This is a genomic window from Nitratidesulfovibrio sp. 1201_IL3209, from assembly GCF_036763125.1.
Taxonomy (GTDB): domain Bacteria; phylum Desulfobacterota; class Desulfovibrionia; order Desulfovibrionales; family Desulfovibrionaceae; genus Cupidesulfovibrio.
The window spans coordinates 13,060-33,755 of sequence record NZ_JBAIYT010000036.1 but is presented as its reverse complement, the minus strand read 5'-3'; the positions used below and the strand labels follow the sequence as shown (position 1 = coordinate 33,755).

The 20,696-nt window shown below is 67.3% G+C and carries 18 protein-coding genes; 16 read left to right on the top strand and 2 right to left on the bottom strand.

Features of this window, described 5'->3' with window-relative positions; genetic code table 11:
* Window positions 1–65: 65 nt before the first annotated feature.
* Window positions 66–875, bottom strand: coding sequence for a phosphoribosylformylglycinamidine synthase subunit PurQ (locus V6B97_RS14560; RefSeq protein WP_333507236.1), 810 nt, complete (start codon window positions 873–875; stop codon window positions 66–68).
* 520 nt (window positions 876–1,395) lie between these two features.
* On the opposite strand from V6B97_RS14560, the gene V6B97_RS14555 reads away from it, so the two are divergent.
* The 14 genes from V6B97_RS14555 to V6B97_RS14490 all read left to right on the top strand — a co-directional run bounded on the left by V6B97_RS14555 (window position 1,396) and on the right by V6B97_RS14490 (window position 13,992).
* Window positions 1,396–3,045, top strand: a complete 1,650-nt coding sequence (locus V6B97_RS14555; protein WP_333507235.1) for a CTP synthase — start codon at window positions 1,396–1,398, stop codon at window positions 3,043–3,045.
* A 381-nt stretch (window positions 3,046–3,426) separates the two neighbouring features.
* Entirely contained in the window at window positions 3,427–4,293 is an 867-nt protein-coding gene (gene kdsA, locus V6B97_RS14550) for a 3-deoxy-8-phosphooctulonate synthase (RefSeq protein WP_333507234.1), read from the top strand.
* A complete protein-coding gene (locus V6B97_RS14545; protein ID WP_333507233.1) occupies window positions 4,283–4,822 on the top strand; it encodes a KdsC family phosphatase in 540 nt (179 codons plus the stop codon). The genes kdsA and V6B97_RS14545 overlap by 11 nt, the downstream gene beginning before the upstream one ends.
* A complete protein-coding gene (lptC, locus tag V6B97_RS14540) occupies window positions 4,819–5,604 on the top strand; it encodes an LPS export ABC transporter periplasmic protein LptC (RefSeq protein WP_333507232.1) in 786 nt (261 codons plus the stop codon). Before V6B97_RS14545 ends, lptC begins: the two co-directional genes overlap by 4 nt.
* Entirely contained in the window at window positions 5,601–6,317 is a 717-nt protein-coding gene (locus V6B97_RS14535) for an LptA/OstA family protein (protein ID WP_333507231.1), read from the top strand. Before lptC ends, V6B97_RS14535 begins: the two co-directional genes overlap by 4 nt.
* Window positions 6,314–7,039, top strand: a complete 726-nt coding sequence (gene lptB / locus V6B97_RS14530) for an LPS export ABC transporter ATP-binding protein (RefSeq protein WP_333507230.1) — start codon at window positions 6,314–6,316, stop codon at window positions 7,037–7,039. Before V6B97_RS14535 ends, lptB begins: the two co-directional genes overlap by 4 nt.
* A 294-nt stretch (window positions 7,040–7,333) precedes the next feature.
* Window positions 7,334–8,776 carry an RNA polymerase factor sigma-54 gene (rpoN, locus tag V6B97_RS14525; protein ID WP_333507229.1) on the top strand — a complete coding sequence of 481 codons (1,443 nt, stop codon included), beginning with the start codon at window positions 7,334–7,336 and terminating at the stop codon, window positions 8,774–8,776.
* 124 nt (window positions 8,777–8,900) lie between these two features.
* Window positions 8,901–9,446, top strand: a complete 546-nt coding sequence (gene hpf / locus V6B97_RS14520) for a ribosome hibernation-promoting factor, HPF/YfiA family (RefSeq protein ID WP_333507228.1) — start codon at window positions 8,901–8,903, stop codon at window positions 9,444–9,446.
* Window positions 9,447–9,455: 9 nt separating this feature from the next.
* Complete coding sequence (locus V6B97_RS14515) at window positions 9,456–9,905, top strand: PTS sugar transporter subunit IIA (RefSeq protein ID WP_333507227.1); 450 nt, start codon at window positions 9,456–9,458, stop codon at window positions 9,903–9,905.
* A 361-nt stretch (window positions 9,906–10,266) separates the two neighbouring features.
* Window positions 10,267–11,148: an RNase adapter RapZ gene (rapZ, locus tag V6B97_RS14510; RefSeq protein ID WP_442935496.1), complete on the top strand. Its 882-nt coding sequence runs from the start codon at window positions 10,267–10,269 to the stop codon at window positions 11,146–11,148.
* Between the two features lie 97 nt (window positions 11,149–11,245).
* Window positions 11,246–11,749 carry a PTS sugar transporter subunit IIA gene (locus V6B97_RS14505; RefSeq protein WP_333507225.1) on the top strand — a complete coding sequence of 168 codons (504 nt, stop codon included), beginning with the start codon at window positions 11,246–11,248 and terminating at the stop codon, window positions 11,747–11,749.
* Window positions 11,750–11,753: 4 nt separating this feature from the next.
* Window positions 11,754–12,218 (top strand): PTS sugar transporter subunit IIB, encoded by a 465-nt coding sequence (locus tag V6B97_RS14500; RefSeq protein ID WP_333507224.1) that lies wholly within the window; start codon window positions 11,754–11,756, stop codon window positions 12,216–12,218.
* A gap of 154 nt (window positions 12,219–12,372) precedes the next feature.
* A complete protein-coding gene (locus tag V6B97_RS14495; RefSeq protein WP_333507223.1) occupies window positions 12,373–12,918 on the top strand; it encodes a hypothetical protein in 546 nt (181 codons plus the stop codon).
* A 153-nt stretch (window positions 12,919–13,071) separates the two neighbouring features.
* Window positions 13,072–13,992: a manganese-dependent inorganic pyrophosphatase gene (locus tag V6B97_RS14490; protein WP_333507222.1), complete on the top strand. Its 921-nt coding sequence runs from the start codon at window positions 13,072–13,074 to the stop codon at window positions 13,990–13,992.
* A gap of 152 nt (window positions 13,993–14,144) precedes the next feature.
* Here V6B97_RS14490 and V6B97_RS14485 read toward each other — a convergent pair whose 3' ends face one another.
* On the bottom strand, window positions 14,145–15,485 hold the full coding sequence (locus V6B97_RS14485; protein ID WP_333507221.1) for an HD domain-containing protein: 1,341 nt from the start codon (window positions 15,483–15,485) through the stop codon (window positions 14,145–14,147).
* A 99-nt stretch (window positions 15,486–15,584) separates the two neighbouring features.
* Here V6B97_RS14485 and V6B97_RS14480 point away from each other — a divergent pair, with 99 nt between their 5' ends.
* Together V6B97_RS14480 and V6B97_RS14475 are read left to right on the top strand one after the other, a co-directional pair.
* Window positions 15,585–16,733 carry a biotin--[acetyl-CoA-carboxylase] ligase gene (locus tag V6B97_RS14480; RefSeq protein WP_333507220.1) on the top strand — a complete coding sequence of 383 codons (1,149 nt, stop codon included), beginning with the start codon at window positions 15,585–15,587 and terminating at the stop codon, window positions 16,731–16,733.
* Between the two features lie 85 nt (window positions 16,734–16,818).
* Window positions 16,819–20,523, top strand: coding sequence for a pyruvate carboxylase (locus V6B97_RS14475; RefSeq protein ID WP_333507219.1), 3,705 nt, complete (start codon window positions 16,819–16,821; stop codon window positions 20,521–20,523).
* Window positions 20,524–20,696 lie beyond the last annotated feature (173 nt).

Genomic DNA, 20,696 nt, shown 5'->3' with positions numbered 1-20,696 from the left:
ACGCGGGAAGGGGATGCGTGCATTCCCTTCCCGCGTGGCGTGCGGATGTAGTTTGCGGGGTCGGGCTACTGCCCGCGCAGGTGGCGCACCGCGTTCTCGAACAGCACGGTGCCCAGCGTCGCGGGTTCGCCCCTCGTCCAACCCGGATGGTTGGTGGGGTGGTTGAACGCCTCGGGGTGGGGCATCAGGCCCAGGATGCGCCCGGAAGGGTCGGTCAGCCCGGCGATGCCCAGCGGCGAACCGTTGGGGTTCCACGGATATTCCATGGTCGCCTCGCCGGTTTCCGGGTGGGCGTATTGCAGGGTGACCAGGTTTTCGGCCACCAGGCGGCGCATCACCTCGTCGTCCAGCGGCACCAGCTTGCCCTCGCCGTGGCGCACCGGCACGTACAGGGTGTCGATGCCCTTGGTGAACACGCAGGGGCTGTGGGGATTCACCTTCAGGGTCACCCAGCGGTCCTCGTAGCGGGCCGAATCGTTGTGGCCCAGCGACACCTGCCGCTCGAAGTACCTGCCGTCCAGGGCGGGCAAGAGGCCCAGCTTCACCAGCAGCTGGAAGCCGTTGCAGATGCCGATGGCCAGGCCGCCCCGGCCCACGAAGTCCTTCAGCCGGTCCAGCAGCGATTGCCCGTCGGCGTCGGAAAGATGCAGCCAGCGCTGCGCGGCGGCGTGGGCCGCGCCAAGGTCGTCCCCGTCCAGGAAGCCGCCGGGAAAGACGATGAAGTTGTAGTCCTCTATTCTGGTCCTGCGGGCCACGATGTCGGCGAAATGCACCACGTCCGCCCGGTCGGCCCCGGCAAGGCGGGCCGCGTGGGCCGATTCCTCGTACGAGTTCGTGCCGTAGCCGGTGATGACCAGCGTGTTCACCTGCGCCATGCGCTGCTCCTCGGTGGTTTTCTTGACTGTCCTGACTGTCTTGACAGGGGGATGTGCCTCGACTAGCTACTCGTCAGCGCTGCGCCGTTCGATTGTCCGGCATGCCTGTGGGGACGCATGCCCGGATGGGGCCTGCCCGTCAAGGACGTTTCCGCGAAAGTTTCCGGAAAGGTTTCCGGGGGCCTGAACGACGCGGCGGAAACGGGGGCCGGGCCCGGACCGTTTCCGCTGTCTTGCCGTCTCCGGAATGCCGTCCGGCGGCGTGTCGGCCGGCGGCGGGGTGGAACCCGCGCGCCTTGCCCGGAACCCCACCCGTGCGCAGGGGATAGCCGGGACCGCCGATATTACGTTCCAGTGGTGCATCACGTCAACGGCTGACCTTGATGCCGGAAATGTGGCATACGGTCCTGATGGCGTTTTTTTGCGTATGGCGACAACCGAAGGGCGGGTGCCGTAACGGGCGTGCGGCAAGGACCGCGCCCCGCGAGCGAGAGCAACCAGTCACTCAGGCAGGAGTTTCATGAAGACCAAGTTCATATTCATCACCGGGGGCGTGCTGTCCTCGCTCGGCAAGGGGCTGGCCGCCGCCTCCATCGGAGCGCTGCTGAAGGCCCGTGGGCTCAAGGTAACCATCCAGAAGCTCGACCCCTACATCAACGTCGACCCCGGCACGATGAACCCGTTCCAGCACGGCGAAGTGTACGTCACCGATGACGGCGCGGAGACCGACCTCGACCTCGGGCACTACGAGCGCTACCTCGGCGAGCCCATGTCGCAGAAGAACAACTACACCTCGGGCTCCATCTACCACCGCGTCATCAACAAGGAACGCCGGGGCGACTACCTGGGCGGCACCGTGCAGGTCATCCCGCACGTGACCGACGAGATCAAGAACGCCATCCTCGGCCTGGCCGACGACGACCCGGACGTGGCGCTGATCGAAATCGGCGGCACCGTGGGCGACATCGAGGGACTGCCCTTCCTGGAAGCCATCCGCCAGTTGCGCGGCGACCTCGGCCGCGACCACTGCCTGTACATCCACCTGACGCTGGTGCCCTACCTGAAGGCCGCGGGCGAGCACAAGACCAAGCCCACCCAGCACAGCGTCAAGGAACTGCGCTCCATCGGCATCCAGCCGGACATCATCCTGTGCCGCTGCGAAAAGGCCATCAGCGTCGACCTCAAGCGCAAGATCGCCCTGTTCTGCAACGTGGACCAGGACGCCGTGTTCTCGTCGGTGGACGTGGACAACATCTATGAAGTGCCCCTGCGCTTCTACGAGGAAGGCTTCGACCAGAAGATCGCCATCATGCTGCGCCTGCCCGCCAAGAACCCCAACCTGGAGCCGTGGGAAACGCTGATCCACACCTGCGCGCATCCGGAAGGGCAGGTGACCATCGCCATCGTGGGCAAGTACGTGGACCTCAAGGAGGCGTACAAGAGCCTGCACGAGGCGCTGATCCACGGCGGCGTGGCCAACAAGGTCAAGGTGGACCTGCGCTACGTGAACTCGGAAGAGATCACCGAGGCCAACGTGGCCGAAAAGCTGGCCGGGTGCGACGGCATCCTGGTGCCGGGCGGCTTCGGGCACCGCGGGGTGGAAGGCAAGATCCGCTCCATCCGCTACGCCCGCGAGCACAAGATTCCCTTCTTCGGCATCTGCCTCGGCATGCAGTGCGCGGTCATCGAGTACGCCCGCGACGTGCTGGGCCTGGCCGACGCCAACTCCGAGGAATTCAACGAGCTTACCGACAACAAGGTTATCTACCTGATGACCGAGTGGTACGACTTCCGCAAGGGCGCGGTGGAACGCCGCGACGCCTCCAGCGACAAGGGCGGCACGCTGCGCCTGGGCGCGTACCCCTGCGTGGTGGTGCCCGGCACCAAGGCGTGGGACGCCTACGGCGCCGAGCGCGTGGACGAACGCCACCGTCACCGCTTCGAGTTCAACAAGGCCTACTTCGAGGCCATGGCCGAAAAGGGCCTGGTGTTCAGCGGCCTTTCGCCCGACGGCGAACTGGTGGAAATCGTGGAATTGCCCGACCATCCGTGGTTCCTGGGCTGCCAGTTCCACCCCGAGTTCAAGTCCAACCCCATGCGCCCGCACCCCCTGTTCCGCGAGTTCATCAAGGCGGCCAAGAAGGAAGCCATGGGCGGCAGGAAGAAGTAGCCGCCGTACCGGGCGCGTGCCCCCCCGGACGTGCTTGCCCCGGACGAGTTCATCACTGACACGGTGCAACGCGCCTTCCCCGGCGGAAGGCGCGTTGCCGTCTGTGCGCGGTACGCCCCGGCCCTTGACGCGCCGCGATTCCGTCGCATTGTTAATCGTCGGCCCATGGCCGGATCACCGCCGCTGGATCACCGCCAACCCGATGTGGCGAAAGCCGCCGACTGATGGTAAAAGCGTCCGGCGGGGCAGGGGGACGCGCCGTTTCCGTCCCGCGCCCATTCTGGATATGACGCAGCATCTTTCCGGAACGCGCCGCCAGCCGCGCACGCCAGCCAGCGTGCCCAAGGCCCGGCGGCCGCGCGCCGTCCACCACGGAGACCCATGCATCCCGAAGCCCCCAGCACCACCCCGGCCGCTGCCGCCGCCTCCGGCGGCCTGACGCCGGAGGCCCTGTACGAACGCCTTGCGGCGCGCCGCTTCATCTTTGCCGGCCCCTGCGCCCTGGAAAGCCTGGAACTTGCCCTGGACACCGCCCACGCCGTGCGCGAGGCGGCCGAGGCCGCCGGGCTGTTCGCCGTGTTCAAGAGCTCGTGGGACAAGGCCAACCGCACCTCGCTGGACGGTTTTCGCGGTCCCGGCCTTGCGCGCGGCATGGAATGGCTGGCCCGCATCAAGCAGGAAACCGGCCTGCCCGTGGTCACCGACATCCACGAGCCGGAACAGGCGAAACCGGTGGCCGAAGTGGCCGACGTGCTCCAGATTCCCGCCTTCCTGTGCCGCCAGACCAGCCTGCTGCTGGCCGCCGCCCAGACCGGCCGGGTGGTCAACGTCAAGAAGGGCCAGTTCGTGGCCCCGTGGGACATGGCCCCGGCCCTGGACAAGCTGCGCTCCACCGGCAACCGGCGAATCCTGCTGACCGAACGCGGGGCCAGCTTCGGCTACAACAATCTGGTGGTGGACTTCCGCTCGCTGCCCATCATGCAGGGTTTCGGCGTGCCGGTGGTGTTCGACGCCACCCACTCGGTGCAGTTGCCCGGCGGCAAGGGCGCCTCGTCCGGCGGCGACCGCAGCTTCGTGCCCATGCTGTCCCGCGCGGCCGTGGCCGCCGGGGTGGACGGGGTGTTCCTGGAAACCCACCCCGACCCGGACCACGCCCTGTGCGACGGCCCCAACAGCTGGCCGCTGGACAGGCTGGCCCCGCTGCTGCGCGATTTCGCCGCCCTCTGGAGCCTGCCGTATGCAAGCTGAAGACCTGGCCCAAGATCTGGCCCGGTCCATCGCGCTGCTGGTGCTGGACGTGGACGGGGTGATGACCGACGGCGGCCTGTACTATGATGACGAGGGCCGGGTGACCAAGCGCTTCAACGTGCAGGACGGCCTGGGCATCAAGCTGGCGCAGGCGGCGGGCATCACCGTGGCGGTGATCACCGGGCTCACCTCCGGCGCGGTGGAAGCGCGCATCCGCGGCCTGGGCATCACCGACTACCACGCGGGCTTCCTGCACAAGTCGGACTGCATCGACGGAATCCGCCGCAAGCACGACCTTGAATGGTCGCAGGTGGCCTACCTTGGCGACGACTGGGTGGACTTCGGCCCCATGAAGCTGGTGGGCCTGCCCATGGCCGTGGCCAACGCCCAGCCCGAGGTCAAGGCCCTGGCCCGCTATGTGACCACCGCCAGCGGCGGGCACGGCGCGGTGCGCGAGGCCATCCGCTTCCTGCTGGCCCAGCAGGGGCTGCTGGACCGCATGCTGGAAAGCTGGCCGGAGCAGGCATGAGACGCCGTACGCTGTGGGCCTTGCTCGTGGTCGCGCTGCTGGTGGGCGGCGCCGCCGCGTGGCGCTGGCAGGCCGGGGTGCGCAAGGCCCTGGAGTCGGCCATTTCCGGCGGCGTCACCGATTCCGCGACGCTGGAAGAGGCCGTGGGCGTGGCCATGAAGGGCATAGAACTGGTGCAGGGCGAAAAGGGCATCGAACTGTGGCGGCTGAAGGCCACCTGGGCCCAGTTGCGCCAGAGCAACAACGTCATCGACGTGGACAGCCCGGACCTCGTCTACCAGATGGACGGCGGCAGGCAGTTGCGCATCGTGGCGCAGAAGGGTGAAGTCCAGCAGCAGGTGCAACTGGTGCGCATGTGGGACGACGTGCACGCCACCCACGACCGTCATGAGTTGTTCTCCAGCCTGATGGTGTACAACGGCACCAGCCGGACCATGTATTTTCCCGAAGGGGCGCGCATAGAGGGCCAGAGCCTGTCGGGCAACGCCACCAGGCTGGAATGGGACGTGGCCGCCGACGTGCTGCGCGGCAGCGACGGGGTGTCGCTGCTGCTCATGCCGCGCGCCGGCGACAAGAACGGGCAGGGCGCGGCGCAGCCCAAGGCCGCCGTGGCCGCTCCGCGCAAGGCCGATGCCGCGGGAAAATCCACCCAGGCCCACCCCGCGCCCGGACAGGCCGCCCGAAAGCCTTCAGGCCAGACACATTCAGGCCAGACGCCCAAGGCCGCGAAGGTCGCGCCGCAGGGCGCTTCCAAGCCAACCAAGCAGGAGTCCAAGCAATGAGATATGCCGGCATCCGCTCCGCGCTGTGCGTGGCGCTGCTGTTGACCTTTTCGGCATCCACCGTGGTCCCCGCCGTGGCGGCCGACGCCAGGCCCGCCAGCGCCGCCCGACGTGACGTGCCCACCGCCGTCAAGTCCGACCGCATGCAGTACGACGCCAAGGGCCAGGTGGTGGTCTTCGAGGGCACCGTGTACGTGCAGCGCCCCGACTTCGAGATGTGGGCGGAACGCATCACCCTGCACCTCAAGAAGAAGTCCGCCAAGCCCGGCAGGGAAAACGCCGGGGGCGACGCGGCCCAGGGTGGCCAATCCGGCCAGTCGGGCCAATCCGGCCAGTCCGGAATGTCGGGCATGGACGCGGGCGAAATCGACCGCATCGTGGCCGAGCGCAACGTGCGCATGAAGCGCGAGAACCGCACCGGCGAATGCGAGAAGGCCACCTACACCGTGGACACCGCCGTGCTGGTCATGGAAGGCAACCCCGTGCTGCACGAGGGCGACAACAGCATCAAGGGCGAGGTCATCACCTTCTACACCCGCGAGAACCGCAGCGAAGTGCGCGGTTCGTCCACCAAGCGGGTGCAGGCGGTGTTCACCTCGTCCGGCGACGTGAACCCCCTCGGCGAGTCCAGGGACAACGGCAAGGATGCCGCCAAGGGCGGCGACAAGAGTGACGCCAGGGACGACGCCAAGGCCAAGGGAGCGGCCCAGTGACCTCGGTGCTGCGCGGAGAGGACCTGCACAAGCAGTTCGGCCAGCGCGAGGTGGTGCGCGGCGTCTCGCTGTCCGTGACCCAGGGCGAGACCGTGGGGCTGCTGGGCCCCAACGGCGCGGGCAAGACCACCACCTTCTACATGCTCATCGGCATCATCAAGCCCACTGCGGGAAGGGTGGAGCTTGACGGCCGCGACATCGCCGACTGGCCCCTGCACGAGCGCGCCAGGGTGGGGCTGAGCTACCTGCCGCAGGAAAGCTCCATCTTCCGGCGGCTCACGGTGCGCCAGAACTTGCAGATGATCCTGGAGCACACCGGGCTTTCCAAGGCCCGGCAGAAGGAACGCTCGGACATGCTGCTGGCGGACTTCGGCATCACCCACCTGGCCGATTCCGTGGCCATGCACCTGTCCGGCGGCGAACGGCGTCGCCTGGAGATCGCGCGGTCCATGATCCGCGAGCCCAAGTTCATCCTGCTGGACGAGCCCTTCGCGGGCATCGACCCGCTGGCCGTGGACGACATCCAGCAACTGATCACCGGCCTGCGCGACCGGGGCATCGGGGTGCTCATCTCCGACCACAACGTGCGCGAAACCCTGCACATCTGCGACCGGGCCTACCTTGTGCACCAGGGCGAGGTGATCCTGGAGGGCACGCCCGCGCATATCGTGGACAACCCGCGCGCGCGGGACGTGTATCTGGGCGAAGGATTCTCCCTGTAGCGGGCCCGCGCATGCATCGTACGCCAGCGGCGTCCTCCGGCTTCCGGGAGACGCCGTTTTCGTTTTTATGACAGTGTGTTGCGTGCATGCGCAAGGTTGCCCCGCGAAATGGCGCGAGCGGTTGCATACTTCTTGCTTCTATGGCATGGTTCACCTAACCTCTTGGGGATGGGAACACATTTTCACTGTGGGCCGTTTCTTGCTTGACGCCGCGCGCAGCGTCGCGTCGTCATCTCGTTCGGCCTCAACGCAAGGTGCATAGGGCCTCGACAAGGGTCCAGGGGTTGTCCACGCATGGCATTGGAACTCAGGCAACAGCTCAAGCTCACCCAGCAACTGGTGATGACGCCGCAACTGCAACAGGCCATCCGGCTGTTGCAGCTTTCGCGGCTGGAGCTTGTCGAGACGGTGCAGCAGGAACTGCTGGAAAACCCGTTTCTGGAAGAAGCCCAGGACGAGGGACCGCAGGCCGAGGCATCCGACCAGCGTGACGCCGCCACCGATACCGCCACCGCCGCAGATATCGCCTACGACCGCGAGATCGCCCGCGAAGCCGACTGGGAGGACTACCTGGGCGACTTCGCCAGCACCAGCCGCCAGTCCACGGTGCGCGAATCGGAACTGCCGGAGGAGATGACCTCGTTCGAGGCGCGCTACGCCGCCAAGCCCTCGCTGGAAGGGCACCTGATGTGGCAGTTGCGCCTGTCCTCGCTCACCGAGCGCCAGAAGGACATCGGCGAGGTGATCATCGGCAACATCGCCTCGTCGGGCTACCTGCACGCCACCCTCGACGAAATCGCCGAGATGGCGGGCGTGGCCCCGGCCGAGGTGGAGCCGGTGCTGCACGCCCTGCAACGCTTCGACCCCGTGGGAGTGGCCGCCCGCACCGCGCAGGAATGTCTGCTGGTGCAGATAGAAATGCTGGGCTACACGCGCGACAAGGTGCTGGTGGAACTGGTGCGCGACCACCTGGAAGACCTCGAGAAGCGCCGCTACAAGCCGTTGCTGCGCAAGTTCCGCCTGACCATGGAGGACCTGAAGGAATACCTGGACCTCATCCAGACCCTGGACCCCATGCCCGGCGCCAGCTACGGCGGGGGCGACCCGCAGTTCGTCAGCCCCGACGTGTACGTCTACAGGTACGACGACGACTTCATCATCATGCTCAACGAGGATGGCCTGCCGCACCTGCAACTGAGCACCATGTACGAGCGGTCCGCCGCGGCGGCCGCGTCGGCGGGCGAGCGCGAATATTTCCAGGAAAAGATGCGCTCGGCCTCGTGGCTCATCAAGAGCCTGTACCAGCGCCAGCGCACGCTGTACAAGGTGGTGGAATCCATCGTGAAGTACCAGCGGGGCTTTTTCGAGGACGGGGTGTCGCGCCTGAAGCCGCTGATCCTCAAGGACATCGCCGACGACATCGGCATGCACGAATCCACGGTCAGCCGCATCACCACCAGCAAGTACGTGGCTACCCCGCACGGCATCGTGGAGTTGAAGTTCTTCTTCAACAGCGCGCTGGAACTGGACGACGGCAGCCAGGTGGGCTCCGAGAGCGTGAAGGCGCTGATCAAGAAGCTGATCGGCGATGAAGACCCCAGGGAACCCCTGAGCGACGAGCGCATCGGCGAAATTCTGAAGGAACAGCTCAAAGTCAATATTGCCCGCAGGACCGTTGCGAAGTATCGTACTGCCATGGACATTCCCTCCTCTTCCAAGCGGAAGGAACTGTTCTGACGGCCCGTGCCCCCGCGCCCGACCCGGCGACCAGGGGGGCACCCGTCGCCGGCGGCGCATCCGGCAGCCGCACCCCGCGTGCGGGCCGCGCGCCGCATTCCCCCTCTCACCACTGGAGGAGCGTATGAACATCGCCTTCACCTTCAAGAACTTCGAACCCTCCGACCACCTGAAGAAGTACGCCCGCCGCCGCCTTGAAAAGCTTGGCCGGTTCGTCGGCAAGTCCGCCCTGGACATGCAGGTGAACCTTTCCGTCGACAAGTTCCGCCACAAGGCGGAAGTGCAGATGGCCGGCGACGGGTTCACCCTGTCCGCCATGGAACAGTCCGAAGACATGTACGCCACCCTCGACCTGGTGCTGGAAAAGCTGGAATCGCAGCTGCGCAAGCAGGTGGAAAAGCTGAAGGACCGTCGCCGCTCCGTCCAGTCCGAAAGGGTGGGCAAGGGCATCGACGTGTTCACCTTCAGCACCATGGGCGAAGGCGAGGACCGCACCATCGTCGGCACCGACCACTTCGCCCCCAAGCCCATGCACGTGGACGAGGCGGCCATGCAGCTCGACCAGGGCGACAACGAGTTCCTGGTGTTCCTGAACGCCGAGGTGGAACGCGTGAACATCATCTACCGGCGTCGCAACGGCGATTTCGGCCTTATCGATCCGGTCGTCTAGGCGTCGTACATGAGGCTTTCGGAGTATCTTCACGATGATCTGATCCTGCCCGAGCTCTCCGCCGGCACCAAGAAGGACGTGCTGGCGGAACTCGTGCAGGCCGTGGTGCGGCGGCATCCCGAAGTGGATGCCGCCGTTGCGCTGGGCGTGCTGCTGGACCGCGAGGGCTTGGGCACCACCGGCATCGGCGACGGGGTGGCCATCCCCCACGGCAAGCTGGCGTCCATCGGCGACATCGTGGTGGCCGTGGGGCGCAGCGTGCCCGGCCTGGACTTCGACGCGCTGGACATGAAGCCCTGCCACCTCTTTTTCCTGGTGCTGGCCCCGGAGCAGGTGGCGGGCATGCACCTGCGCATCCTGGCCCACATCTCGCGCCTGCTGAAGGACCCGCAGTTCCGCCGCGCCATGCTCGAGGCGCCGGACGGCGAGGCCTTCCGGGCGATCATGCGGACCACCTGACCCCTGTGCCCCCTGTGCCCCATGACGCCGGCACGACGGAACGACCGGGCAGGGCGGGCCTTGGCCGCATCATCCGTCGTCAGGCCGTAACGCGCATGCTCTACCTGTAACCGCCAGCGTACATCGCAGCGCCCCCCGAAACGGCATCCGGTACGGGCCGCCCGAGGAGTCCGCCATGCCCACCAAGGCCACGCCGTCCGACATATCACCCGCCCAGGCGGAGTCCGACGCTGTACCCGATACCTCCGGCGCGTCAGCCGGATCGGCCGACCCGGCACGGCTCGCCGCATCCGTCCCGCTTCCGGCCGCCGGCAAAGGCGCCGAAGGACGCGGGGACGCGGCGGCCGAGGCGGGCAGCCCCGTGGCCGCCGCCGACTTTCCCGTCATCATCGTCACCGGGCTGTCCGGCGCGGGCAAGAGCACGGTGCTCAACGTGCTGGAAGACCTGCGCTATTTCACGGTGGACGGCCTGCCCGCCACCCTGGCTCCGCAGATGGTCACCATCCTGAACCGCGAAGCGCTGGCCCACTATCAGGGCTTGGTGCTGGGCATGGACCTGCGCGAAAGCAACTTCGTGCGCAACCTGGAAAAATCGCTGGAACGGTTGCAGGGCATGGGCATACGCCCGGCGGTGGTGTTCATAGAAGCCAACCCGGCCGTGCTCAACCGGCGCTACGCCACCACCCGCCGCCCGCACCCGCTGGAAAGCGAGGGCATGGGGCTGGAACAGGCCCTGGAGCAGGAACGGCTGCGCCTTGCACCGGTGCGTGAAACCGCCGACCTCGTGGTGGACACCTCCAGCTATTCCATCCACGACCTGCGCCGGGTCATCCAGAAGAAGTGGAGTTCCATCCAGGGACGCATCCGGTCGCTGCGCATCAACATCGTCACCTTCGGGTTCAAGTACGGCGTGCCCGCCGACGCGGACCTGGTGTTCGACCTGCGCTTTCTGCCCAATCCCTACTTCGTGCCCGACCTGCGGCCGCTGTCCGGCCTTGACGAGCCGGTGGCCAAGTACGTGCTGGAGGCGGGGCATGGCGACGCATTTCTCGCCCGGCTGGTGGATTTCCTGCACTTCCTGCTGCCGCAGTACGAGGCGGAAGGCCGCTACCGCCTGACCATCGCCATCGGCTGCACCGGCGGGCGGCACCGTTCGGTGGCGGTGGCGGAGGCCCTGCTTCGCGCCTTGAAAAAATCTGATTATGCCGTATCCATGGAACACCGTCACATGGAACTGGGCTGACAGGCCGCCCGCGCGCGTCATGCCGCCCGGCCGGGGCCGCGCGGCATGACGCCCCAACCCCGTTCAAACACACCAGGCACGGCCTGGACGCAACAGCATGTCCACCACCGAACAGCATCAAGCAGGCCGGTCCCGCAAGGGGCAGGGCAAAGACGGGCAGCCCCATGACGGGCAGGCCCCCACGGAACCGCGCATCGGCGTGATTCTGGTGACCCACGCCGACTACGGCGCGGCGCTGCTGCGCGCCGCGGAATTCATCCTCGGCCCGGTGCAGGATTGCGCCTCCATCAGCGTGGACGTCTCGCTGGAAGTGGACGAGACGGTGAAGCGCCTGGACGAGGCGGTGAAACGCCTGGACACAGGGCGCGGAGTCATGATCCTTACCGACATGTTCGGCGGCACCCCCACCAACCTCAGCCTGGCGCTGCTGGGCAAGGGCAACGTGGAGGTGTTGACCGGCGTCAACCTGCCCATGCTGCTCAAGGTCTTCGGCGGGCGCGACGGCGACCTGGCCACCCTCTCGCGCGATGCGCGCGACGCGGGCGCCAAGGGCATCGTGGCGGCGGGCGAACTGCTGCGCAGCCGGGTCAAGAACGGGTAGGGCCATGCTCTGGTTCCGCATCGACAACCGCCTGGTGCACGGCCAGATCATCGAGGCGTGGCTGCCCTACACCGGGGCCAGGCGCCTGCTGGTGGCCAACGACGCCCTTGCCGCCGACGACCTGCAACAGCAGATCGTCTCGCTGGCCATTCCCGGCCGGGTGGAAGTGCACTTCGTGCGGGTGGACGCGCTGGCCCAGTACTGTACCGGGCGCACGGACGACGGGCACGACACGCTCGTGCTCTTCGCCACGTGCGCCGACGCCCGCCGCGCCTTCGACGCCGGGGTGGGCATGAACACCCTGAACATCGGCAACCTGCACTACACCCCCGGCAAGAAGCAGCTGTGCGCGCACGTTTCCGTCTCCGACGACGACGAAGCCTGCCTGCGCTTCTTCAGCCGCCATTCCGTGGCCCTGGATTTCCGCTGCGTGCCCAACGAACCGGTGCAGATAAAGGGATGGTCATGACGGAATTCCTGCCCGTGCTCACCCTGGCGCTGCCCATCGCTTTTTTTTTGCCGTTTTTTCGCTGCTGCGCTTCGCGCTGAACCTGGGCTTCCTGGAGCGCCCGCTCGCCATCGGCTTTCTGTGGGCCGTCATGACCGGCGAGTGGGGGCTTTCCATGCACCTCGCCATCTTCCTTGAGCTGTTCTGGCTCGACCTGTTCCCCGCGGGCACCTACATTCCGCCCAATTCCATCATCTCGCTGCTGCTGGCCCTGACCGTGGCCGGCCACTTCGGCCTGGAATCGGCCGGGCAACTGGCCATCCCCGTGCTGCTCACGCTGCCCGCCGCGCTCACCGGCGCGCACGTGGAATACCTGCACCGCCGCTGGCGCAACCAGCAGTACACCGACCTCCTGCACTGGGGCAGGGTGGCCGAACACCCCGGCAAGGGCGATTCGCCCCTGTGGCGCATCATGGTGCGTTCGCTGGGCGAACTGTTCGCGCTCAACCTGGGCCTGTTCTGCCTGTGGCTGCTTGTGCTTGTGGGAACTATCGAGCTGATGTCCAACTATATCGGGAATCTTCCCTCGGTTCCCGGAATCGCCTGGGGGCATGTGTGGTTCGTGGGCGCCATGGGCGGCATGCTGGCGCTGCGCCTGCGCCGGGCCTATGTGGCCTTCGCGCTGGCCTTGCTGGCCGCGTCGGCGGCTTCGTTCATCTGATTCGCATTCGTCACCGGAAATTGATGTCGCGTGGGCCGGGGGTACTTGGCAGCCGGGAATGTTTGTGCTATTTGGCACAAACAATTTCGCAGCAGCATGCGAGCTACTCGCAGCACCAAACCCCAATGCCACATGCAACGGAGGAAAACCGACATGGCAGCTCTTGTCCTTGGTCACATGAACCCCGATACCGACTCCATCATCGCCGCCATCGGCGTTGCCGACCTGATGACCAAGCGCGGCATCGAAGCCAAGCCCGTCGCTCAGGGTGCGTGCACCCCCGAAACCGAATTCGTTCTCGGCAAGTTCGGCCTGAAGGCCCCCGAAGTGGTGACCTCCGTGGCTGGCCAGAAGGTCATCCTGGTCGACACCACCGAGCGCGCGCAGCTGCCCGCCGACCTGTCCGACGCCGAACTGCTCGGCGTGGTGGACCACCACAAGCTGGGCGACGTGACCACCCCCAACCCGCTGGAAATGTGGGTGTGGCCGGTGGGCTGCTCCTGTACCGTGATCAAGGCGATGTACGACTTCTACGGCATCGAGGTGCCCAAGGCCATCGCCGGCGGCCTGCTGTGCGCCATCCTGTCCGACACCGTCATGTTCAAGTCCGTCACCTGCACCCCCGAAGACAAGAAGGCCGTCGAGGCCCTTGCCAAGATCGCGGGCGTGTCCGACGTGATGGCCCTGGGCATGGAAATGTTCAAGGTGAAGTCCGCCGTTGAAGGCGCGTCCATGAAGGACCTGGTCTTCCGCGACTACAAGGACTTCGACATGGGCGGCAACAAGGTCGGCATCGGCCAGCTGGAAGTGGTGGACCTGTCCATCCTCGAGCCCGTGAAGGCCGGCCTGTACGAGGAAATCACCCGCGTGAAGGGCGAAGGCCGCCACTCGGTGTTCCTGCTGCTGACCGACATCATGAAGGAAGGTTCCGAAATGCTGATCGTTTCGGACGACGCCGCCGTGGTCGAAAAGGCGTTCGGCGTGAAGGCCGAAGGCAAGTCGGTGTGGCTCGACGGCGTGATGAGCCGCAAGAAGCAGGTCGTCCCCAACTTCGAAAAGGCCTTCAAGGGCTAGTCGAAGCGGTTCGGCATTATGCGCATTCGGGCCCGGCGGCATCTGTCGCCGGGCCTTTTGCGTTGGCGGAGGCGGAGCGGCGGCCCTGCGGTGCATTGCGTGGCGGAACGGGAGAGGGGTAGCCGCGCCGGGGACCGTCGGGGCGTGGCCGGTCAGTCCCGGTCGGCCCGCCCGTCCAGCCGGGCAAGGGCCATGCTGCGCAGTTCGCGCAGGTGCGCGCCCGAGGCGGCGCCCTTGTTGCGCAGTTCCGGCGGCAGCTTCACGGCCAGCAGGGCTGCCAGTTCCGCCTCGGTGCGGCGGCGCAGCGCTTCCAGCCGGGACAGGCAGGCATCGGGAATGCGCGGCGGGTCGTACGGCGCGAGGGCATCGCCGGTGCCGGAAGCGGACGGTGATGCCGCCACGGTCATGGCGGCAGGCGCCCGGTCTGGCGTCACGGCCGCCGCATCCTCCGCCCGGCGCAGCGCGCAATCGGGGCCGGTGTCCATGCCCTTGCCGGTGCCGTCGGCCAGCACCAGCAGCCGCATGGCGGGCAGTAGCCCGCGCAGGTGCAGTTCCAGCAGCAGGTCCACCCGCGTGCCGGGCCGCAGTTCGCCATGGCGGGCCAGACGCATGTGCAGCCGGGCCGCCATCCCGCCCGCCTCGATGAACCGGTTGGGCATGGACAGCCGCGCGCCCAGCGCATGCGCCAGCGCCACGCCGCGCTCCTCGTGGCCGTAATGGTGCGGCAACACGTCCGTGGCCGTGATCACCTTGCCGAGGTCGTGGCACAGGGCCATCCAGGTCACCAGTTCCGGGCGCAGCGGCGGCGCGCCGTCCGGTTCGTGCGCCGCCAGCACGGCGGCCATATCCATAACCCGCGCCACGTGGTCCAGCACCGACCCCGCATGGTACCGCGCGGGTCCGGCCGGAACCGCGTCGGCCTCCGCCAGTTCGGCGAACCACGGCAACAGGCAGTTGCCCGCGTGCAGCACCTTCAGGTAGCGGCCGGGGCAGGGCGCGGCCAGGGCCTTCAGGGTTTCGCGGCATACCTGCTCGGCGGGCAGGGCGTCCAGCGCGCCGCTGGCGGCCACTGCGCGCATCTGGGCCAGGGTTTCCGGGTGCACCGAGAAATCGGGAAACTGCGCGGCGAAGCGCGCGGCGCGGAACGCCCGCACCGGGCTGTCGGCCAGCGCCGTGGGCGATGCCGGGCGCAGCACCCGGTGCGCGAGGTCTTGCAGCGCCTGCGGATGCGCGTGCACCAGCCCCGCCTCGGTCATGGCCAGGGCATTGACGGTGAAATCGCGGGCGGCCAGATCCTCGTCCAGCGTGCCGCGCAGGGGCATGTGCTCCACGCCGTCCACGAGATACACGTCCACGTCGCGGCCAACCTTGCGGGCACCGGGGTTCTGCCGTACAAAACACGCCGCGTCGCCCTCGAAGGCCACGTCGTGTTCGCGCACCGGCCTGCCCAGCAGCAGGTCGCGCACGGCTCCGCCCACCAGATACGTCTTCATGGGCCAAGCGTACTCCATTTCACCCCGGACGGAAATGCGCCCGGCTTCGCAACATCCCCGCCCCGTGGGAAAAACCTCCGCCCCGTGCCGGAAGGTGCCATGTCCAGCAGCAATGACCACGCCGTCCGCCACACGGCCAGCCCGGCGGGGCAGGGTGCCCCTGTTGCGCACCTGTTGCACGAAGGGCTGCCCCTGCCGCCATCCGCCACCGCGCCCGGTCCCGAAGCGGACGCCGCCCCCCGCTGGATGGCCGACCCGCTGCCGCCCGAAATCCTGCGCGGCCTGCCCGGCTGGCGGGACGACCTGGCCGCCTGCGCCGGTTTCGTCCCGGTCACCGTGGGGTCCGTGCCCATGCTGGCGGCCTTGCCCGGCCTCCCCGGCGTGACTATTTCCCGTGAAGGGCAGGGCGCGTCCGCCCCATCCGCCGCATCCGCGTCCGCCCCCGCCGCAGCCTCCCCCGGCGCGCCTTCCGGTTCCTCCTCCGCCCCCTTTTCCACCGCTCCCGCATCTTCCGTCCCCCTCCGTCCCCCGGTGATCGTCTGCGGGCCGTGCACCTCCAGCCTGGACGTGGCCCACGCCCTGGCCGCCGCCGGAGCCCTGCCCGAGTGGGGCGCGGTGCTGGCCGTATCGCAGCGCGCCGGGCGGGGACAGTTGCGCCGCCCGTGGGAATCGCCGCCGGGCAACATCTACGCCGCGTGGCGGCTGCCCGCCGCCGGGGTGTTCGCCACGCAAGCGGCGGCCATCGCGCTGGGCTGCATGTTCGCGGAGGCTTTCGCCACGCTGGGCGTTCCCGTGCAGTTGAAATGGCCCAACGACCTGTTGCTGGCGGACGCCAAGATCGGCGGCATGTTGATCGAGGAGCGGCGCGGGGTGGTGCTGGCGGGCATCGGCATCAACCTGGTGTCGTCCCCGCCGCCCCAGGCCCTGCGCCAGGGCTGGGCCGTGCCCGCCGCCAGCCTGGCCGACCGCGACATTTCCGCCACGCCGTTGACGCTGTGGCGCCATCTTGTGGGTGGTGCGCTTTTCTGCTATGAAGCGCAAGTTCTACGCGCCGGTGGGGCCGATTTCGTATCGTGCGCGGAAAAGCATCTTGCCTGGGTAGGCCGTGGGGTTGTGGTTCACGGTGGCGATGTGGGTGACTGTCCGGGCAGGATTCTTGGACTCGAACCGCAGGGGGGCCTGCGGATTGTCATTTCGGGCAGGGAACACATACTCCGCTCCGGCAGCATCACGCCCATACCTTCGTGATCCGTATTCCATGCGCCCCGCGCATGCGCGCACGTCAATTCCGGTCGCCCGTTGCGGGCCGGACAGCCAGGATACCGAGGATTAGATGGGCATCAAGACCTTCGAGCAGGTGTTGGAAGAGGTGAGGGGCAAGGCGATTCTGGTGGCCAACCGGGGCATCCCGGCCCGCCGCATCTGCCGTTCCATCCGTGAACGCTTCGATGCCGTGGCCGTGATGACCGCCACCGACATCGACAAGACCTCTCCGGCCGCCTCCGCAGCGCAGGAACTCCTGCTGCTCGGCTCCGACCCCAGAGCGTATCTGGACATCGACCACATCATCGCGCTGGCCAAACAGCGCGGCATCGTCGCCATCCATCCCGGATGGGGCTTCGCCTCCGAAGACGAACGCTTCCCCGCCAAGTGCACGGCCGCCGGGCTGACCTTCATCGGGTCCACGGCAGAGGCCATGAACCTGCTCGGCAACAAGGTGCAGGTCCGCAAGCTGGCGAAGAAGCTGGATATCCCCGTGGTTCCCGGTTCCGAAGGGGCCGTGGACATTCCCACCGCGCGCACCATCATCGACGAGATCGGCCTGCCGGTCATGCTCAAGGCCGAAGGCGGCGGCGGCGGCCGGGGCATCTTCGCCATCCATCGCGCGGAAGAGCTTTCCGACGCCTTCATGAAGGCGTCCACCATGGCCCAGGCCTCGTTCGGCAACCCGCGCCTGTACGTGGAAAAGTACCTGCCCTCGGTGCGCCACATCGAAATCCAGGTCATCGCCGACATGTACGGCAACGTGTTCGCCTTTGACGAACGCGACTGTACCGTGCAGCGCAACCACCAGAAGCTCATCGAGATCACGCCCTCGCCGTGGGCGGGCATCACCCCGGAACTGCGCGAACGGCTGAAGGAATACTCGCGCATGCTGGTGCGCGAGGTGGGCTACCATTCGCTGTGCACCGTGGAATTCCTGGTCACCGCCGACGGCACCCCGTACCTCATCGAGGTCAACACCCGCCTCCAGGTGGAGCACGGCATCACCGAATGCCGCTACGGCATCGACCTGGTGGAGGAGCAGATCGCCGTGGCCTTCGGGGCCAGGCTGCGCTTCACCGAAGAGAACACCACCCCGCAGCACGTGGCCATGCAGGTGCGCATCAACTGCGAGGACCCGCAGAACCATTTCGCCCCCAACTCGGGCCTGGTCAGCCGCTACGTGTCGCCCGGCGGCCCCGGCGTGCGCCTGGACTCGAACATGTGCGCGGGCTACGAGTTTCCGTCCAACTACGACTCGGCGGGCTCGCTGCTCATCGCCTACGGGCAGGGCTGGGAGAAGGTGCTCGGCATCATGGAGCGCTGCCTCGGCGAGTACGTCATCGGCGGCATCAAGACCACCATCCCGTTCTACAAGCAGGTGCTGAAGCACCCCAAGTTCCGCGCGGGCGACCTGGACACCAACTTCATCGCCAACACGCCGGAACTGATGTGCTACTCCGACCTCGCCCCCGAGGCGGAACGCCTGGCCCGGCTGGTGGCCGAGATTTCGGCCAAGGGCTACAACCCCTACGTGCAGCTGGGTGAATACCGCACCCGCGAAACCCCGCGCATGCCCCGCTTCGAGCCGGTGCTGCCGCACATCCCCGGCGCCGTGCGCCGCGCGCCCTCGCCGTACCCCACCGGCGACCGCACCGCGCTGCTGGACTACCTGCGCGACGCGGGCCACGTGCACTTCACCGACACCACCCCCCGCGACATGACCCAGTCCAACAGCGGCAACCGCTTCCGGCTGGCCGAGGACGCGCTGATCGGCCCGTACCTGGACAACTGCGGGTTCTTCTCCATCGAGAACGGCGGCGGCGCCCACTTCCACGTGGCGCTCCTGGCCAACATGACCTACCCGTTCTCGGAAGCGAAGGAATGGAACCGCTTCGCGCCCAAGACGCTGAAGCAGATCCTGATCCGCTCCACCAACGTGCTGGGCTACAAGCCGCAGCCCAAGAACCTCATGCGCATGACCGGCGAGATGGTGTGCGACAACCACCACGTCATCCGCTGCTTCGACTTCCTGAACCACATCGAGAACATGCGGCCCTTCGCCGAAGTGGCGCTGAACCGCACCGACGTGGTTTTCGAGCCCGCGCTGTCGCTGTCGTGGTCCAAGGGCTTCGACGTGGACCATTACCTCGGCGTCACCGAGGAAGTGCTGCGCATGGCGGGCAGCGTGGCCGGGGTCGGCCCCGATCAGGCCGCCAGGATGATCATCCTGGGCCTCAAGGACATGGCGGGCATGTGCCCGCCCCGGTTCATGACCGCCCTGGTCACCGCCTTGCGCAAGCGCTGGCCCTCGCTGGTGCTGCACTACCACCGCCACTACACCGACGGCCTGTTCGTGCCCTCGGTGGGCGCGGCGGCCAAGGCGGGCGCGCACATCGTGGACACGGCCCTGGGGGCTTCGGTGCGCTCGTACGGGCAGGGCGACGTGCTGGCCACGGCCGCCTACATCGAGGACGAGCTGGGCCTGAAGACCAACCTGAACAAGAACATGATCCGCGACTGCAACTTCGTGCTCAAGCAGATCATGCCGTACTACGACCGCTACTGCGCGCCGTACTTCCAGGGCATCGACCACGACGTGGTCGAGCACGCCATGCCCGGCGGGGCCACCTCGTCGTCGCAGGAAGGGGCCATGAAGCAGGGGTACATCCACCTTCTGCCGTACATGCTCAAGTTCCTGGCGGGCACCCGCAAGATCGTGCGCTACCACGACGTGACGCCCGGCTCGCAGGTGACCTGGAACACCGCCTTCCTGGCCGTGACCAACGCCTACAAGCGCGGCGGCGAGGAAGAGGTGCGCTACCTGCTGGAAGTGCTGGACCACGTGGCCCGGCACGACGAGGCCGACCTTTCGGCAGAGATGCGCAAGGCCCGCCTGTCCATCTACCAGGACTGCAACGACGCCTTCCGCAACCTGCTGCTGGGCCGTTTCGGCAAGCTGCCCCTCGGCTTCCCGGCCGACTGGGTGTACGAAAGCGCCTTCGGCAACGAGTGGAAGAAGGCCATCGCCTCGCGCACCGAGGTGTCGCCGCTGGATTCGCTGGCCGACATGGACCTTGCGGCGGAAGAGCGCGGCTATGTCGAGATCATGCGCCGCAAGCCCTCGGAAGAGGAGTTCGTCCTCTACCTGAACCACCCCGGCGACGCCATCAAGACCATCCAGTTGCGGGCCCGCTTCGGCAACCCCAACAGCCTGCCGCTGGACGTGTGGTTCGAGGGCATCGCCCCCGGCGAGGACCTGAACTTCCTCGACGCCAACGGCAAGCCGCACCATCTGGCGCTGCTCAGCATATCGCGCCCCAACGAGGCGGGCATGAGCGTGGTGCGCTACGTGCTGGACTCCGAGTTCATGAGCTGCGAGGTGCAGGTGGCCAAGGCCGCCATCGCCGACGCCAAGGGCACGGAAAAGGCCGACCCGTCCAACCCGCTGCACGTGGCCGCGCCCAGCAACGGCGACCTGTGGGTGATGTACGTGCACCCCGGCGACGTGGTGAAGCAGGGCGAGGAGTTGTTCAACATCTCCATCATGAAGCAGGAAAAGGCGGTGCTGGCCCCGGTCGCCGGCATGGTCAGGCGCGTGCTGAAGACCGCCGACTACCGCGAAAGCAAGCAGATGATCCCCGTCCGCGAGGGCGAACTGATCGTGGAGCTCGGGCCCATCCCGCGCACCTGCCCCAACGTGGCGTGCTCGCGGCCCATCACCATGGAGGGCATCGACTTCTGCCCGTACTGTGGCGAACCGCTGAACCCGTAGGAAACATCCCGCGCGCGGCCACCGGCCGCAGGTCCGGGCCGCGCGCGGGCTCCACATCTTCCGGCTGTATCAGGCACCGCCCGGCCCGGCTTGCGCAAGGGGCCGCGGGCGACGATGCGAGAACCCACCATAAGGAGACCGGCACCCCATGCCAGCCCCCTGCATGATGCCCA

Coding starts and splice junctions, on each gene's coding strand:
- V6B97_RS14560 (WP_333507236.1), bottom strand. CDS start 875: ATGGCGCAGGTGAACACGCTGGTCATCACCGGCTACGGCACGAACTCG.
- V6B97_RS14555 (WP_333507235.1), top strand. CDS start 1,396: ATGAAGACCAAGTTCATATTCATCACCGGGGGCGTGCTGTCCTCGCTC.
- kdsA (WP_333507234.1), top strand. CDS start 3,427: ATGCATCCCGAAGCCCCCAGCACCACCCCGGCCGCTGCCGCCGCCTCC.
- V6B97_RS14545 (WP_333507233.1), top strand. CDS start 4,283: ATGCAAGCTGAAGACCTGGCCCAAGATCTGGCCCGGTCCATCGCGCTG.
- lptC (WP_333507232.1), top strand. CDS start 4,819: ATGAGACGCCGTACGCTGTGGGCCTTGCTCGTGGTCGCGCTGCTGGTG.
- V6B97_RS14535 (WP_333507231.1), top strand. CDS start 5,601: ATGAGATATGCCGGCATCCGCTCCGCGCTGTGCGTGGCGCTGCTGTTG.
- rpoN (WP_333507229.1), top strand. CDS start 7,334: ATGGCATTGGAACTCAGGCAACAGCTCAAGCTCACCCAGCAACTGGTG.
- hpf (WP_333507228.1), top strand. CDS start 8,901: ATGAACATCGCCTTCACCTTCAAGAACTTCGAACCCTCCGACCACCTG.
- V6B97_RS14515 (WP_333507227.1), top strand. CDS start 9,456: ATGAGGCTTTCGGAGTATCTTCACGATGATCTGATCCTGCCCGAGCTC.
- V6B97_RS14505 (WP_333507225.1), top strand. CDS start 11,246: ATGTCCACCACCGAACAGCATCAAGCAGGCCGGTCCCGCAAGGGGCAG.
- V6B97_RS14500 (WP_333507224.1), top strand. CDS start 11,754: ATGCTCTGGTTCCGCATCGACAACCGCCTGGTGCACGGCCAGATCATC.
- V6B97_RS14495 (WP_333507223.1), top strand. CDS start 12,373: ATGCACCTCGCCATCTTCCTTGAGCTGTTCTGGCTCGACCTGTTCCCC.
- V6B97_RS14490 (WP_333507222.1), top strand. CDS start 13,072: ATGGCAGCTCTTGTCCTTGGTCACATGAACCCCGATACCGACTCCATC.
- V6B97_RS14485 (WP_333507221.1), bottom strand. CDS start 15,485: ATGAAGACGTATCTGGTGGGCGGAGCCGTGCGCGACCTGCTGCTGGGC.
- V6B97_RS14480 (WP_333507220.1), top strand. CDS start 15,585: ATGTCCAGCAGCAATGACCACGCCGTCCGCCACACGGCCAGCCCGGCG.
- V6B97_RS14475 (WP_333507219.1), top strand. CDS start 16,819: ATGGGCATCAAGACCTTCGAGCAGGTGTTGGAAGAGGTGAGGGGCAAG.